Here is a 17098-nt window from a genome sequence, read left to right as displayed (position 1 = left end):
ACCCCCGAGGGGACGCCGAAGGCCGCGCCCCGCCCGCGCGAGCGGCGTCGCGCCCACTGGGCCGAAGGCCACTCCCGCACCATCGTTTCGCCCCTGGAGCTCAAGTCCCGCTGGGGATCGCGGATCTACTGGACGGTGCTCGCCGCCGTCCTGACCGTCTTCACCCTCGTGTTCGTCTTCCCGCTGTACTGGATGGTCACGGGAGCGATGAAGACGGGCGAGGAGATCGCCCAGATGCCGCCGACCCTGTGGCCGGAGGACCCCGACTTCTCGGTGTTCGCGGACGCGTGGGAGCTCTTCGACGTCGGGCTGCTCCTGGAGAACACGCTCTTCTACGCGGTCGGCGCCTGGCTGTTCGCCCTGGCGGTGGACGTGACGGCCGCGTACGCGCTGTCCAAACTGCGCCCGATGTTCGGCAACGTGATCCTCGCGGCCATGTTCGCGACCCTGATGATCCCGCCGATCGTCGTCATGATCCCGGCGTACATCACCGTCACGGACGTGCCGCTCTTCGGGTGGAACCTGCTCAACACGCCCTGGGCGATCTGGTTCCCGGTGGCGGCCAACGGGTTCAACATCTTCCTGCTCAAGCGCTTCTTCGACTCGATCCCAGACGAGATCCTCGAAGCGGCGGAGATCGACGGGGTGCCACCGTGGCGCGTGCTCGTCTCGATCATCCTGCCGATCTCGCGGCCCATCCTCGGCGTGGTGTCCATCTTCACCATCGTGCTGGTGTTCAAGGACTTCGTCTGGCCGCTGCTCGTGCTGCCGGACAGCGAGAAGATGACGATCAGCGTCGGCCTCTCCCAGACCGCGGGACAGGTGACGCAGAACCAGATCATGGCCGGTCTGGTCATGGCGAGCATCCCGATGATCATCGTGTTCGTCTTCTTCCAGCGGAGCATCATGGCGGGCCTCACCGCCGGCAGCCTCAAGGGCTGACCCGCGCCCCTCACTTCCCCCGGTTCACCACCCACACGCCTCCGCCGCCGGCCGGCATTCCATGCCCCGTCCCGGCCGGCGGCGGAGTCCCACCTGCCCGAAAGGACCTCCCGTGGCAGCCGTGCACCCCTCCCGCATCCAAGATTGGTGGCGTGACGCCGTCATCTACCAGGTCTATCCCCGCAGCTTCGCGGACGGCGACGGGGACGGCACGGGCGACCTCGCGGGTGTCCGAGCCAACCTGCCCTACCTCAGCCAACTGGGCGTGGACGCCGTCTGGTTCACCCCCTGGTACCTCTCGCCGCTCGTCGACGGCGGCTACGACGTGGCCGACTACCGCACCATCGACCCGGCCTTCGGCACCCTCGACGACGCCGAGAAGCTGATCGCCGAGGCCGCCGGGCACGGCATCAAGGTCATCGTCGACATCGTGCCCAACCACGTCTCCGACCAGCACGCCTGGTTCCGGGCCGCCCTCGCCGCCGGGCCCGGCAGCCCCGAGCGCGAGCGCTTCCACTTCCGTCCCGGCCGCGGCGAGCACGGCGAACTCCCGCCGAACAACTGGCCCTCGCAGTTCGCCGGCGACACCTGGACGCGGGTGCCCGACGGGGAGTGGTACCTGCACCTGTTCACCCCCGAACAGCCCGACCTCAACTGGAACCACCCCGACGTCCGCCGCGAACACGAGGACGTGCTGCGCTTCTGGTTCGAGCGCGGCGTCGCCGGCGTCCGTATCGACTCCGCCGCCCTGCTCACCAAACACCCGGACCTGCCCGACTTCACCGAGGGCGTCGACCCCCACCCCTACCTCGACCAGGACGAGATCCACGACGTCTACCGCGCCTGGCGGGCCATCGCCGACGAGTACGGCGGCGTCTTCGTCGGCGAGGTCTGGCTCCCCGACTCCGAGCGCTTCGCCCGCTACCTGCGCCCCGACGAACTGCACACCGCCTTCAACTTCAACTTCCTCGCCTGCCCCTGGGACCCGGACTCCCTGCGCCGCACCATCGACGACACCCTCGCCGAGCACGCCCCCGTCCACGCCCCCGCCACCTGGGTGCTCTGCAACCACGACGTGACCCGCACCGCGACCCGCTACGGCCGCGAGGACACCGGCTTCGACTTCGCCAAGAAGCGCTTCGGCACCCCCACCGACCAGGACCTCGGCACCCGCCGGGCCCGCGCGGCGGCCCTGCTGACCCTCGCCCTGCCCGGCTCGGTCTACCTCTACCAGGGCGAGGAACTCGGCCTCCCCGAGGCCGACATCCCCCGCGACCGCATCCAGGACCCCATGCACTTCCGCTCCGGTGGCACCGACCCGGGCCGCGACGGCTGCCGCGTCCCCCTGCCGTGGAAGGCCGAAGCGCCTTCCTTCGGCTTCGGCACCCTGCCCGGCGCGGAGCCCTGGCTCCCGCAGCCCGCCGACTGGGCCCGCTACGCCGTCGACCGGCAGGGGGCCGACGCCGACTCCATGCTCACCCTCTACCGCACCGCGCTCGGACTGCGCCGCAGCCTCCCCGACCTCGGCGACGGACCGATGCGCTGGCTCCCCGCGGGGGAGAGCGTCCTCGCCTTCGCCCGCGAGCACGGTCTGACCTGCGTCGTCAACCTCTCGCCCGCCCCCGTCGAACTCCCCGCCCACTCCGCGCTCCTGCTCGCGAGCGGTCCCCTCGACCCCACCGGCACCCTTCCCCCGGACACCGCCGCCTGGCTCCAGAGCTGACCCCCCCGGGCCGCTCCGACGGCGGCGCCCGCGCACGAGCGTCGCGGCGGCCCGGGAAAAGACCCCATCGTGCGGCCGAGGCCGCTCAGCGCCGACTCCGTCGGCCGCGCCGCACGATGGCCGAGGCCGGGACCCTGACCCCGGCCGCGACGGAAGTCCCGCTCCCGTTCCGTGGGGGGCCGGGAGCGGGACTTCCGTGCGTGCGGCTCGACCCCCGCTCGCAGACGACGCCCCCTCCGCCCGCCGCGGTGACGCCCGTCCGCCGCGGCTCCACCCCGTCCGAGAAGCGAGCTCAGATGATCCCCAGCCGCGTCCGTCCGCGCGTGCGCGCCGGTGCCAGAGCCACCGCCGTCGCCTGCGCGCTCCTCTGCCTCGGTCAGGCGGCCGTCACCACGACGGCCACCGCCGCCCCGGCACCCGGTCCGGTCCTGCCCGTCCTCACCCGCGCCGGCCTCGATCCGGCGCTCGTGGCGGGGCGCGGCGCGGACGTCGCCTTCGACGAGCAGGAGGCGGAGAACGCCCGCACCACCGGCACCGTCATCGGCCCGGACCGCACCCCGTACACCCTCCCCTCGGAGGCGTCCGGCCGGAAGGCGGTCCGGCTCGTCCCCGGCCAGTACGTCGAGTTCACCCTGCCCCGCGCGGCGAACGCGCTGACCGTCCGCTACAGCATCCCGGACGCGGCCGGGGGCGGCGGCATCACCGCGCCCCTGGACGTCACCGTCGACGGCCGCCACCGCAAGACGATGACGCTGACCTCGCAGTACTCCTGGCTCTACAACCAGTACCCCTTCACCAACGACCCCGGCGCCGACCTGCTGCACCCGGACTGGTGGCTCGCCGAGTGCGCCTGCGTCCCCGCCGCCACCACGCCGGCGCCCACCTTCGACAAGCCCTTCCGGCCCACCCACTTCTACGACGAGCAGCGCCTGCGCCTCGGCAAGACCTTCCGGGCGGGGGAGAAGGTACGGCTCACGGTGCCGGCCGGCAGCCCCGCCGCCTGGACCATGATCGACCTCCTCGACACCGAACTCGTCGCCCCGCCGCACGTCGAGCGCGGCGGGGTCGACGTACGGCTCCTGGGCGCCGACCCCACCGGCCGCCGGGACGCCGCCCCCGCGATCGAGCGGGCCATCGCCCTCGCCCGCCGCCTGGACCGGCCCGTCTACCTGCCGCCGGGCACCTTCCGTGTCGACCGGCACATCGAGGTCGACGACATCACGATCGTCGGCGCCGGCAACTGGCACACCGTGCTCAAGGGCCGCCAGGTCACCCTCGCCGAACCCGCGCCGGACGGCTCCCGCCACACCGGCGTCGGCCTCTACGGCAAGCCGGCCTCCGAGGGCGGCAGCCGCGACGTCCACCTGCGGGGCTTCGCCGTCGAGGGCGACGTCCGCGAACGGATCGACACCGACCAGGTCAACGCCATCGGCGGCGCCATGAGCGACTCCTCCGTCGACAGCCTCTACCTGCACCACACCAAGGTCGGCCTCTGGTTCGACGGCCCCATGCGGAACGTCCGGGTCACGAACAACATCATCACCGACCAGATCGCCGACGCCCTCAACTTCCACACCGGCGTCACCGATTCGCTCGTCCGGAACAACTTCGTCCGCAACACCGGCGACGACGGCATCGCCCTCTGGTCGGAGAAGACCGCCGACGCCCGCAACACCGTCGACCGCAACACCGTGCAGTCACCCACCCTCGCCAACGGCATCGCCGTCTACGGCGGCGAGGACACCACCGTCAGCCGCAACCTCGTCGCCGACCCCGTCCGCGAGGGCAGCGGCCTCCACGCCGGCGCGCGCTTCGGCGCCGAACCCTTCACCGGGACCCTCCGCTTCACCGACAACACCACCGTCCGCGCCGGCACCCTCGACCTCAACTGGAAGATCGGCCTCGGCGCCCTCTGGCTCTACGCCCTCGACGGCTCGATCGACGCCGACGTGCGGGTCACCGGGGACCACTACCTCGACTCCACGCACAACGCGATCATGCTCGTCAGCGAGTACGGGGTGAAGGACCGCTACGGCATCCCCTCGGTCCACTTCGAGGACGTCCGTGTCGACGGCGCCGGGAACTCCGTCCTCAGCGCCCGGACGAAGGGCTCCGCCACCTTCGAGAACGTCGACGCCCGCAACATCGGGGCCGTCGGCGTCAACAACTGCGGCTCCTTCAACTTCCCCGCCACCGGCTCGGAGTTCACCCTCGCCGACCGGGGAGGCAACGACGGCGGCTGGCTGGCCCCCTGGCTGCTGCCGAACACCATCACCTGTGACGACCGCCCGCCGGTCGTCACGCCGCCGGCGCCCACCCCTTGGCCCTGACCCGCCCCTGACGCGCACGGCTCTCTCCCGGGCGGAGGAGCCGTGAGCGGGGGGAGGAGCCGTGCGCGGGAGGCGGCCAGAGAGTTGTGCGGCTCTCGATCGTTTTGCGTCAAGAAGCACATCCGAGTGAGCAAGACGGCGTAATCGGCTTGCATGGTTTGCGCTACACTTGCGTGTATGACGCGACGACTTGCTCTGGTGGCGAAGAAGGTGGGGGTCAGCGAGGCCACGGTGAGCCGTGTCCTCAACGGCAAGCCCGGGGTCTCGGAGACGACCCGGCAGTCCGTGCTGACGGCGCTCGACGTGCTCGGCTACGAACGGCCGACGCAGCTGCGCGGGGAGAGGGCGAGGCTCGTCGGCCTGGTCCTTCCCGAACTCCAGAACCCCATCTTCCCGGCGTTCGCCGAGGTCATCGGCGGTGCGCTCGCCCAGCAGGGGCTCACCCCGGTCCTGTGCACGCAGACCAAGGGCGGCGTCTCCGAGGCCGACTACGTGGAACTCCTGCTCCAGCAGCACGTCTCCGGCGTCGTCTTCGCCGGCGGGCTCTTCGCGCAGGCCGACGCCGCGCACGAGCACTACTACCGGCTGGCCGAGCGCAACATCCCGGTCGTCCTGATCAACGCCTCCATCGAGGGACTCGACTTCCCCTGCGTCTCCTGCGACGACGCCGTCGCCATCGAGCAGGCGTGGCGCCACCTCGCCTCGCTGGGGCACGAGCGGATCGGGCTCGTGCTCGGACCCGAGGACCACGTGCCCTCGCGGCGCAAGCTGGAGGCCGCCCACGTGGCCGCCGCGGCGGCCGGCACGGAGTGGAACGACGCCTTCGTGGAGCGGTCGATCTTCTCCCTGGAGGGCGGTCAGGCCGCCGCCTCGCGGCTCCTGGACCGGGGCATCACCGGCATCGTCTGCGGCAGCGACCCGCTGGCGCTGGGCGCGATCAGGGCCGCCAGGCGGCGCGGCCTGTCGGTTCCCGCCGACGTGTCGGTCGTGGGCTTCGACGACTCCGCGTTCATGACGTGCACGGAACCGCCGCTGTCGACGGTGCGGCAGCCCATCGAGGCCATGGGGCGCGCCGCGGTCGACCTCCTGATCACGCAGGTCCAGGGGACCCAGCACCACTCCGGGGAACTGCTCTTCGAGCCCGAGCTCGTGGTCCGCGGCTCTACGGCTCCGCCGCCGGCTTCCTGAACCCCGCTTCGGACCCGAACTCACACGATTCTTCCGGGACTTGCCGTCCGATAACTGAATGATTCCTGCCCAACGGCACCGGTGTCCCCGCCTCTGGCGGCGTCGACATCGGTGCCGTTGGCGTTTCCGGCCCATCCGCTGCCGGAGATCGAACGAGAACCGTTGACAAAGTCGTCATCCAGTAGAAACCTTGCGGGCTGACAGCGTAAATGAGCCACAGAGCAACTCAAGAACCCGGCTAGCTGTCATCCGATCCTTGTCAGAGCCATGTTGGGCTCTTGGCGCGTGATCCTGCCGAGCTCCTCGAGCTTCCCTGTGTGTCCGCCGGTGAGTGCTCTGCGGACAGGGGGGACAGGTCACGAACCCTGCCCGCATGCGGAGAGGTCACCATGAGAGGCACACACCCGAGCAGGCGGCTGGGGGTCGGTCTGCTGACAGCGGGCCTGATCTCCGTAGGCCTGCTCCCCGTCCCCGCGCAGGCCGCGGCGGACACCAACCTCGCGCTCGGCCGAGCCGCGACGGCCGGCGGCGTCAACGGCGGCTACCCGGCGTCCAACGTCACCGACGGAAGCCAACAGTCCTACTGGGAAGGCCCCTTGGGCACCTTCCCGCAGTGGGTGCAGGTCGACCTGGGCACCCAGGTGGACCTCGACCGGCTCGCGCTCAAGCTGCCCACCGGCTGGGAGGCGCGCAACCAGTCCCTCGCCGTCCTCGGCAGCGCCGACGGCACCGCGTTCAGCACCCTCGCCGCCGCCCAGGCACGCGCGTTCAACCCCTCCGCCGCCAACACGGTGAACATCGACCTGCCGGCGGCCACCGCCCGCTTCGTCCGCGTCCAGGTGGGGAACAACTCCGGCTGGAACGCCGCCCAGCTCTCCGAGCTGGAGGTCTACGGCGAGACCGGCGGCGGCGAGGACCCGGGCGACCCGCCCCCGGTCACCGGCACCAACCTGGCCCGCAACAAGCCCATCGAGGCCACCTCCACCACCCAGAACTACGCGGCCGGCAACGCCAACGACGACAGCACGTCCACCTACTGGGAGTCCGCCGGCTTCCCCGCCTCGCTCACCGTCAAGCTGGGCTCCGACGCGGACGTCACCGGCGTCGTCGTCAAGCTGAACCCGGACCCGGCCTGGGGCCCGCGCACCCAGTCCTTCGAAGTGCTCGGCCGGGCCTCGGCCGCCTCGGGCTTCACCACCCTGAAGGCGCGCGCCGACTACGCCTTCAACCCCGCGTCGGGCCAGAACACCGTCACCATCCCGGTGACCGGCAAGGTCTCCGACCTCCGCCTCACCGGCTTCTCCAACAACGGCGCCCCCGGCACGCAGGTCGCGGAGATCCAGGTCCTCGGCACGGCCGCCCCGGCCCCCGACTTCGTGGTCAACGAGCTCACCTGGGAGCCGGCCACCCCGTCCGAGGCCGACGACGTGACCGCCAAGGTGACGGTCCGCAACGCCGGCACGGCGGCGGCCCCCGCCACGACGGTGAACGTCAGCGCCGAGGGCACCGTCGCGGGCTCCGCCGGGGTCCCCGCGCTCGCCGCCGGCCAGTCGACCACCGTGAACGTCCCCATCGGCAAGCGCCCGATGGGCGCCTACACGGTCTCGGCGGCCGTCGACCCGACCGACACGGTCCCCGAGCTCGACAACGGCAACAACAGCCGTACCGCCACGGCCAAGTTGAACGTCACGCAGACCCCGGGCCCCGACCTGACGGTCACCGGCGTCACCCCCAACCCGGGCACCCCCGCGGTCGGCGCGCCCGTCTCCTTCACGGTCGCCGTCAAGAACCGCGGCACCTCCGCCGTACCGGCCGGCAGCGTCACGCGGCTCACGGTCGGCTCCACCACCCTGAACGGCACGACCCCGGCCATCGCCGCGGGGGGCACGGCCGACGTCGCGCTGACCGGCACCTGGACGGCCACCGACGGCGGCGTCACGCTGACCGCCACCGCCGATGCCACGGGCACCGTCACCGAGACCAACGAGAACAACAACGTCTTCTCCCGCTCCATGGTCGTGGGACGCGGCGCGGCCGTGCCCTACACGGAGTACGAGGCCGAGGACGCCGCCTACCGCGGCACCCTCCTCCAGACCGACTCCACCCGTCCGTTCGGCCACACCAACTTCGCCAGCGAGTCCTCCGGCCGCGAGTCGGTGCGCCTCAACACCCAGGGTGACTACGTGGAGTTCACCTCCACGAACGCCGCCAACTCGATCGTCGTGCGGAACTCGATCCCGGACGCCCCGGGCGGCGGCGGCCAGGAGGCCACGCTGAGCCTCTACGCCGACGGCCAGTTCGTGCGCAAGCTGACGCTCTCCTCCAAGCACAGCTGGCTGTACGGCACCACCGACCAGCCGGAGGGGCTCGTCAACACCCCGGGCGGCGACGCGCGGCGGCTCTTCGACGAGTCCAACGCCCTGCTGACCCAGTCCTACCCGGCCGGCACCAAGTTCCGCCTCCAGCGCGACGCCGGTGACTCCGCCGCCTTCTACGTCGTCGACCTGATCGACCTGGAGCAGGTCGCCGCGCCGGCCGCGAAGCCCGCGGAGTGCGTCTCGATCACCCAGTACGGGGCCGTGCCCAACGACGGCATCGACGACACCGACGCCCTCCAGCGCGCCGTCACCGCGGACCAGAAGGGCGAGATCCCCTGCGTCTGGATCCCGGCCGGACAGTGGCGCCAGGAGCAGAAGATCCTCACCGACGACCCGCTGAACCGGGGCATGCACAACCAGGTCGGCATCCGTGACGTCACGATCCGCGGCGCCGGCATGTGGCACTCCCAGCTCTACACGCTGACCCCGCCGCACCTCGCCAACGGGATCAACCACCCGCACGAGGGCAACTTCGGCTTCGACATCGACGACAACACCAAGATCTCGGACATCGCGATCTTCGGCTCCGGCACCATCCGCGGCAACAACGCCCAGGAAGAGGGCGGTGTCGGCCTCAACGGGCGCTTCGGCAAGAACACGAAGATCAGCAACGTCTGGATCGAGCACGCCAACGTCGGCGTCTGGGCGGGCCGCGACTACACCAACATCCCCGAGCTGTGGGGACCGGGCGACGGCCTGGAGTTCACCGGCATGCGCATCCGCAACACCTACGCGGACGGCATCAACTTCGCCAACGGCACCCGCAACTCCACCGTCTACAACTCGTCCTTCCGCAACACCGGTGACGACGCGCTCGCCGTCTGGGCCAGCAAGTACGTCAAGGACCCCTCGGTGGACGTGGGCCACGACAACCACTTCCGCAACAACACCGTCCAGCTGCCCTGGCGGGCCAACGGCATCGCCATCTACGGCGGCCACGGCAACACCATCGAGAACAACGTCATCTCCGACACCATGAACTACCCGGGGATCATGCTGGCGACCGACCACGACCCGCTGCCCTTCTCCGGGCAGACCCTGATCGCCAACAACGCCCTGCACCGCACCGGCGGCGCCTTCTGGAACGAGGACCAGGAGTTCGGCGCGATCACCCTCTTCGCGCAGGGCCCCGACATCCCCGGCGTCACCATCCGGGACACCGACATCCACGACTCGACCTACGACGGCATCCAGTTCAAGACCGGCGGCGGCTCCATGCCGAACGTCAAGGTCACGAACGTGACGATCGACAAGTCGCGCAACGGCTGCGGAATCCTCGCGATGGGCGGCGCGCGCGGCAGCGCCACGCTGACGAACGTCACCATCACGAACTCCGCCAAGGGCGACGTCTGCGCGCAGCCCGGCACGCAGTTCGTCATCAACCAGGGCTGACGCCCTGACACCGGCGGGGACGCCCGGCACCGCGTCCGGGCGTCCCCGCCGCACCTCCCGCCATCCACGAAGCGAGGAACGATGCGTACCCCCACCTGGAGATCACGGTGCCTGAGCGCCGCGATCGCGACGAGCATGCTGGCTCTGGGCGGCCCCCTGGTCGCCGCCCACGCCGCCGGCGGCCCCAACATCGCGCTCGGCGACGCCGCCTCGGCCGGCAGCGCCCAGCCCGGCTACGGCGCCGGCAACATCACCGACGGCAACCAGGGCACGTACTGGGAGAGCGCCGGCGGCTCCCTGCCCCAGTGGGTGCAGGCCGACCTCGGCACCACCACCCGCGTCGACGAGGTGGTCCTGAAGCTGCCCGCCGGCTGGGAGACCCGCAACCAGACCCTGTCCCTCCAGGGCAGCGCCGACGGCACCAGCTTCACCACCCTCAAGGCCTCCGCCACCTACACCTTCAGCCCCGGAGCGGCCAACACCGTCACCGTCGCCTTCCCGGCCACGCTGACCCGCTTCGTCCGGGTGAACGTCACCGCCAACACCGGCTGGCAGGCCGCCCAGCTCTCCGAGCTGGAGGTGCACGCGGCCGAGGGCTCCTCCGCCAACCTCGCCGCCGGCAGGACGCTCACCGCGAGCAGCCACACCGAGGTGTACGCCGCTCCCAACGCCAACGACGGCAACCGGGCCAGCTACTGGGAGAGCAGCAACGGCGCGCTGCCGCAGTGGCTCCAGGCCGACCTCGGCGCGTCGGTGGCGGTGAACCGGGTCGTCCTGAAGCTGCCGGCCGGCTGGGGCGCCCGCAGCCAGACCCTGAAGATCCAGGGCAGCGCCGACGGCACCTCCTTCACCGACCTGTCGGCCTCCCGGGCGTACGCCTTCGACGCGGGCAACGACAACACCGCGACGATCAGCCTGGACTCCACCACCACCCGGTACGTGCGGGTCCTGGTCACGGCGAACACCGTCCAGCCCGCCGCCCAGATAGCGGAGCTGGAGGTGTACGGCCCGCAGACCGGCGACACCCAGGCGCCGTCCGCCCCCGCGAACCTGGCCTACACCCAGCCCGCGACCGGGCAGATCAAGCTCACCTGGAACGCTTCCACCGACAACGTGGGCGTCTCCGGCTACGACATCTACGCCGACAACGTCCTGCTGACCTCCGTCGCGGGCGACGTCACGACCTTCACCGACACCCGGCCGGCCGACCAGACCGTCTCCTACCGGGTCCGGGCCAAGGACGCGGCCGGCAACCAGTCCGGCGACAGCAACACCGTCACCCGCACCGGCGACGGCGGCGACACCCAGGCCCCCACCGCCCCCGCGAACCTCGGCCTCACCGAGCCCGCGAGCGGCCAGGTGAAGCTGACCTGGACGGCCGCCACCGACAACCGGGGCGTCACCGCCTACGACGTCTACGCGAACAACGTCCTGCGGGGCAGCGTCGCGGGCGGCGTCACCACCTACACCGACACCCAGCCGGCGAGCGCCACCGTCACCTACCACGTGGTCGCCAAGGACGCGGCGGGCAACACCTCCGTCGCCTCCAACAGCGTCACCCGCAACGGCAGCGGCGGCACCGGCTCCAACCTCTCCGTCGGCAAGCCGATCGAGGCGTCCTCGACCATGGGCGGCTTCACCGCGGTCAACGCCAACGACAACGACACCGCCACCTACTGGGAGGGCGGGGGCGGCGCCTACCCCCAGACCCTCACCGTGAAGCTCGGCGCCAACGCCGACCTCGACAGGCTGGTGCTGAAGCTCAACCCGGCCCAGGCGTGGCAGGCCCGCAGCCAGACCATCGAGGTCCTCGGCCGCGAGCAGAGCGCCACCGGCTTCACCAGCAAGCTGGCGGCGAAGAGCTACTCCTTCGACCCGGCGAGCGCCAACACCGTCACCATCCCCCTGACCGCGCGCCTGGCCGACGTCCAGCTCCGGTTCACCGCCAACACCGGCGCCCCCGGCGGCCAGCTCGCGGAGTTCCAGGCCATCGGCGTCCCCGCGCCCAACCCGGACCTGACCGTCACCGGCCTCACCGCGACGCCCGCCGCGCCCGAGGAGGACGACGAGATCACCGTCTCCGCCGTCGTGCGGAACGAGGGCGCCGCTCCCGCGGCGGCCAGCAAGGTCGCCGTCCGGCTCGGCGGCACCAAGGTCGCGACCGGACAGGTCCCGGCGCTCGCCGCGGGCGCCCAGGCCACCGTCCCCGTCTCGATCGGCGCGCGCGCCGCGGGCTCGTACGACCTCAGCGCGGTCGCGGACGACGCGGCCGAGGTCCTGGAGCAGAACGAGACCAACAACACCTACACCCGGCCCACCGCGCTCGTCGTCAAGCCGGTCGCCAGCTCCGACCTGCTCGCCACCTCGGTGACGACCAGCCCGTCGAGCCCGACCGCCGGCGATGCCGTGACCTTCAAGGTCGCGGTGAAGAACCAGGGCACGGAACCGACCGCGTCCGGCGACCGCGCCGTCACGCTGGAACTCGTCGACGCGCAGGGCGGCGTGGTCAAGACGCTGACGGCCCCGCAGAGCGGTGTCCTGGCCGCCAGCGCCTCGACCGTCGTGAGCCTCGGCACCTGGACGGCCGTCAACGGCTCCTACACCGTCAGGACGGTCATCGCGGCCGACGCCAACGAACTGCCGGTCAAGCGCGAGAACAACACCCAGTCGCAGCCACTGTTCGTCGGACGCGGCGCGAACATGCCGTACACGATGTACGAGGCGGAGGACGGCACCGCCGGCGGCGGCGCCACCGTGGCCGGCCCCAACCGCACCGTCGGCGACATCGCGGGAGAGGCCTCCGGCCGCAAGGCCGTCACCCTCGACGCGACCGGTGAGTACGTCGAGTTCACCACCCGCGCGGCCACCAACACCCTCGTCACCCGCTTCTCCATCCCGGACGCCCCGGGCGGCGGCGGCATCAACTCGACCATCAACGTCTACGTCGACGGGGTGTTCAAGAAGGCCCTGCCGCTCACCTCGAAGTACGCCTGGCTGTACGGCGCCGAGGCCGGCCCCGGCAACGACCCGGGCTCCGGCGCACCGCGCCACATCTACGACGAGGCGAACCTGATGTTCGGGGAGACCATCCCCGCGGGCAGCAGGATCCGTCTCCAGAAGGACGCCGCGAACTCGGCCGCCCACTACGCGATCGACTTCGTCAACCTGGAGCAGGTCGCCCCGGTCGCGAACCCGGACCCGGCCACGTACACCGTGCCGGCCGGCTTCACCCACCAGGACGTGCAGAACGCCCTCGACAAGGTCCGCATGGACACCACGGGCAAGCTCGTCGGCGTCTACCTCCCCGCGGGCGACTACCAGACCTCCAGCAAGTTCCAGGTCTACGGCAAGGCGGTCAAGGTCGTCGGCGCCGGCCCGTGGTTCACCAAGTTCCACGCGCCGACCACGCAGGACAACACCGACATCGGCTTCCGCGCCGAGGCCACCGCGAACGGCTCGCTCTTCAAGGGCTTCGCCTACTTCGGCAACTACGTCACGCGCATCGACGGACCGGGCAAGGTCTTCGACTTCGCGAACGTCGCCGACGTCGTCATCGACGACATCTGGAACGAGCACATGGTCTGCCTCTACTGGGGCGCCAACACCGACCGGGTCACCATCAAGAACTCGCGCATCCGCAACATGTTCGCCGACGGCGTCAACATGACCAACGGGTCGACGGACAACCACGTCGTCAACAACGACGCCCGGGCCACCGGTGACGACAGCTTCGCGCTGTTCTCCGCGATCGACGCCGGCGGCGCCGACATGAAGAACAACGTCTACGAGAACCTCACCACCACCCTGACCTGGCGGGCGGCCGGCGTGGCCGTCTACGGCGGCTACGGCAACACCTTCCGCAACATCCACATCGCCGACACCCTGGTCTACTCCGGCATCACCATCTCGTCGCTGGACTTCGGCTACCCGATGAACGGCTTCGGGACCGTCCCGACCAACTTCGAGAACATCTCGATCATCCGGTCCGGCGGCCACTTCTGGGGCAGCCAGACCTTCCCCGGCATCTGGATCTTCTCCGCCTCGAAGGTCTTCCAGGGGATCCGGGTCAGCCACGTCGACATCGTCGACCCCACCTACAGCGGCATCATGTTCCAGACCAAGTACACCGGCTCCCAGCCCGAGAACCCGGTGAAGGACACCGTCTTCACCGACATCTCGATCACCGGTGCGCGCAAGTCCGGCGACGCCTTCGACGCGAAGTCCGGCTTCGGCCTCTGGGCCAACGAGATGCCCGAGCCCGGCCAGGGACCGGCCGTCGGCGAGGTCACCTTCAACTGCCTGCGCCTGCGGGACAACGCCCAGGACATCCGGAACACCACGTCCACCTTCAAGATCAACATCAACCCCTGCTGATCCCGCCCCGCCTCACGGCGGCAGCGACGGCGCCCACCGCGACCGGCGGTGGGCGCCGCCGCGCTCCAGCACGGCCCGCCCGAAGGGAACCACCGATGAAGAACGCCCCGCTCCGCCGCGGGCATCACGCCGTCGCCGTCCTCGTGGCCTGCTCGCTCACCGCCTGCGGAGGGGGAGGCTGGGGCTCGGAGGACACCGGCTCCTCCGATCCGAGCACCGTGCTCAACCCGAGGACGAAGGTGACGATCACCATCGACTGCATGCCGCCGGCCACGAGGGAGGCGGAGGTGAAGGAGTGGAAGGAGGACGTCGCCGCGTTCAACAGGACGTATCCGAACGTGACCGTCGAGGGCCTGTCCACCCCCGATCAGTGCATGGAGCCCTCGCGCTTCACCACGATGCTCAAGGCCAAGTCGCAGCCCGACGTCTTCTTCACCTACTTCACCGACCTGCCCCAGGTCCTCGCGGAGAACGGCGCCGAGGACATCTCCGCGTACGTGAACCCCTGGTCGGTGCCCCTGCTCCAGGACATCAACCCCGACGTCCTCGACTCCCTCAGGCACCGGGGCAGGCTGTACGGGCTGCCGACGAGCAACTACACGATGGGCCTGCTGATCAACCGCGAGCTCTTCGAGCGGGCCGGCCTCGACCCCGACGCCCCACCGCGCACCTGGGACGAGGTCCGCGCCGCCGCCAGGAAGATCGCCGCCCTCGGCGACGGCATCGCCGGCTTCGGCGAGTACAGCGCCGGCAACACCGGCGGCTGGCACTTCACCGCCCAGATGTACAGCCTCGGCGGCGACGTCGTCGACGCGAGCGGCATCAAGGCCGCCTTCAACAGCGACCTGGGCAGGCAGGTCGCGGAGAACCTCCACGCCATGCGCTGGGAGGACGGCTCCATGGGCGACACCCAGCTGCTGAAATGGGGCGACCTCCAGAAGCGGATCGCCGCCGACAAGCTGGGCATGTTCCTCGCCGCACCCGACGACATCACCTACATGGTCCAGCAACTCGGCGCCAGATACGAGAACTTCGGCATGGGACCGATCCCCGGCGGCAGGAACACCCTCGCCGGCGGCAACAACTACATGGTCAGACAGGGCATCTCGCCCGACAAGATCAAGGCCGCGATCGCCTGGCTGAACTTCAAGAACCTCACCGTCGGCAAGGGCCAGTTCGACTGGGCCCGCACCAAGGCCGACGGCCTGCCGGTCGGCATCCCGCAGCCCAACCTCTGGCTGAACGAGTCCAAGACCAAGGACGACGCCGCCCGCCTGGCGAACGCCACCATGCCCGTCGCCAACTTCAAGACCTTCATGGACAACCCCGTCCCCGGCAAGGCCGAGCCGCCGAGGGCCCAGGAGGTCTACAAGGTCCTCGACGACGTCATGGCCGGCATCCTCACCGACGAGGACGCCGACGTCGACCAGCTCCTCTCGACCGCGGAGGCCCAGGTCAACGACCTCCTCGCCGACCAGTGAGAGCACCACCGGCGACCGGCCGCGCGGGCATGCCGACCGGACACGCGGACGGAGGAGTGCGGCCGGGGAGGGGTGGGCGGCGCGCGCGGGCGGCGCGGTCGCCGCACGCTCCCCGCCGCCGGGGGCAAGAGGACGGAAACCGTCCCCGACGCCTTGTAGCGTCCCCCGCATGGACTCCCTTCCCCCGCTCTCGCGCCGAGCCCTGGGCCGAGCCACCCTCGCCCGCCAGCTGCTGCTCCAGCACTCCCCGCTCGGGCCCGAGGAAGCCGTACGCCATCTCGTCGGACTCCAGGCGCAGAACACCAAACCGCCGTACTACGCCCTCGCCGCCCGCCTCGACGGCTTCCGGCCCGAGGAACTGTCCGCGCTCATGGAGTCCCGGACCGTCGCCCGGATCGTCACCCTGCGCTCCACCGTCCACACCCACACCGCCCGCGACGCCGTCGCCCTGCGCGCCCTCGCCCAGCCGGGCCCGATCGACCGCGAGCTCGGCATGTTCCGCAAGGGGCTCGCCGGCGTCGACCTCGACCGGCTCGCCGCCCTCGCACGCGAGCTCGTCGAGGCGGAGCCCCGTACCCCCAAGCAACTCCGCGAACACCTCCTCCAGGAGTGGCCGGAGGCCGACCCGCAGGCCCTGACCGTCGCCGCCCGCTGCCTGCTGCCGCTCGTCCAGGTCACCCCGCGCGGACTGTGGGGGAGGAGCGGCCAGGTCGCACTCACCACCACCGACGTGTGGTTCGAGGGCGCGGCGGACGGGGACGCCGACCTCGACGAGACCGTGCTGCGCTACCTCGGCGCCTTCGGACCCGCCTCCGTGAAGGACATGCAGACCTGGTGCGGACTGACCCGGCTGCGGCCCGCGTTCGAGCGGCTGCGACCCCGCCTGCTCGCCCTCCGGGACGAGGACGGCACCGAACTCTTCGACCTGCCCGACGCGCCCCGCCCGGACGAGTCCGTCCCCGCCCCGCCCCGCTTCCTGCCCGAGTTCGACAACCTGCTGCTCTCGCACGCCGACCGGCGCAGGATCGTCCCCGACGAGCACCGGGCCCGCACCTGGACCGGCAACCAGTCCCACCGCGTCTTCCTCCTCGACGGCCTCCTCGCCGGACTCTGGTTCCTGGAGGAGGCCAAGGGGCGCGTCACGCTGACCGTCGAGCCCTTCGTCCGGCTCACCCGCGCCGACCGGACCGCCCTCACCGCCGAGGCCGAACGGACCCTCCGCCTCACCGCCCCCGCCGACGGCGCCTACGACCTGGTCCTCCGCACCGACGGATGAGAGGGCACCCCGCA

The 17098-nt window shown here is 71.0% G+C and carries 8 protein-coding genes; all 8 read left to right on the top strand.

Translation table 11 applies throughout. The annotated features are described in order from the left end of the window. Positions 1-81: 81 nt before the first annotated feature. The 8 genes from ACF1BN_RS02345 (at position 82) to ACF1BN_RS02310 (ending at position 17084) form a co-directional block, all read left to right on the top strand. Positions 82-942: a carbohydrate ABC transporter permease gene (locus tag ACF1BN_RS02345; RefSeq protein ID WP_392329977.1), complete on the top strand. Its 861-nt coding sequence runs from the start codon at positions 82-84 to the stop codon at positions 940-942. A 112-nt stretch (positions 943-1054) separates the two neighbouring features. Continuing rightward, positions 1055-2665, top strand: a complete 1611-nt coding sequence (locus ACF1BN_RS02340; protein ID WP_392329694.1) for a glycoside hydrolase family 13 protein — start codon at positions 1055-1057, stop codon at positions 2663-2665. 296 nt (positions 2666-2961) lie between these two features. Then, positions 2962-4995 carry a glycosyl hydrolase family 28-related protein gene (locus tag ACF1BN_RS02335; protein ID WP_392329693.1) on the top strand — a complete coding sequence of 678 codons (2034 nt, stop codon included), beginning with the start codon at positions 2962-2964 and terminating at the stop codon, positions 4993-4995. Positions 4996-5172: 177 nt separating this feature from the next. Next, entirely contained in the window at positions 5173-6183 is a 1011-nt protein-coding gene (locus ACF1BN_RS02330; RefSeq protein WP_392329692.1) for a LacI family DNA-binding transcriptional regulator, read from the top strand. A gap of 389 nt (positions 6184-6572) precedes the next feature. Next, the gene (locus ACF1BN_RS02325; RefSeq protein WP_392329691.1) at positions 6573-9953 is read left to right on the top strand and encodes a CARDB domain-containing protein; all 3381 of its coding nucleotides are present in this window, start codon (positions 6573-6575) and stop codon (positions 9951-9953) included. Positions 9954-10034: 81 nt separating this feature from the next. Next, positions 10035-14327, top strand: a complete 4293-nt coding sequence (locus ACF1BN_RS02320) for a discoidin domain-containing protein (protein ID WP_392329690.1) — start codon at positions 10035-10037, stop codon at positions 14325-14327. Positions 14328-14422: 95 nt separating this feature from the next. After that, the gene (locus tag ACF1BN_RS02315; protein WP_392329689.1) at positions 14423-15808 is read left to right on the top strand and encodes an ABC transporter substrate-binding protein; all 1386 of its coding nucleotides are present in this window, start codon (positions 14423-14425) and stop codon (positions 15806-15808) included. A gap of 169 nt (positions 15809-15977) precedes the next feature. Next, positions 15978-17084 (top strand): winged helix DNA-binding domain-containing protein, encoded by a 1107-nt coding sequence (locus ACF1BN_RS02310; RefSeq protein WP_392329688.1) that lies wholly within the window; start codon positions 15978-15980, stop codon positions 17082-17084. Positions 17085-17098: the final 14 nt, after the last annotated feature.

The sequence above is a fragment of the Streptomyces sp. NPDC014861 genome, assembly GCF_043081625.1.
GTDB lineage: Bacteria > Actinomycetota > Actinomycetes > Streptomycetales > Streptomycetaceae > Streptomyces.
This window is presented reverse-complemented; position numbering and strand designations above follow the sequence as displayed.

What these genes read in the sequence shown, in the direction of transcription:
- ACF1BN_RS02320 (WP_392329690.1), top strand. Translation starts at nt 10,035, where the DNA reads ATGCGTACCCCCACCTGGAGATCACGGTGCCTGAGCGCCGCGATCGCG.
- ACF1BN_RS02330 (WP_392329692.1), top strand. Translation starts at nt 5,173, where the DNA reads ATGACGCGACGACTTGCTCTGGTGGCGAAGAAGGTGGGGGTCAGCGAG.
- ACF1BN_RS02315 (WP_392329689.1), top strand. Translation starts at nt 14,423, where the DNA reads ATGAAGAACGCCCCGCTCCGCCGCGGGCATCACGCCGTCGCCGTCCTC.
- ACF1BN_RS02310 (WP_392329688.1), top strand. Translation starts at nt 15,978, where the DNA reads ATGGACTCCCTTCCCCCGCTCTCGCGCCGAGCCCTGGGCCGAGCCACC.
- ACF1BN_RS02335 (WP_392329693.1), top strand. Translation starts at nt 2,962, where the DNA reads ATGATCCCCAGCCGCGTCCGTCCGCGCGTGCGCGCCGGTGCCAGAGCC.
- ACF1BN_RS02325 (WP_392329691.1), top strand. Translation starts at nt 6,573, where the DNA reads ATGAGAGGCACACACCCGAGCAGGCGGCTGGGGGTCGGTCTGCTGACA.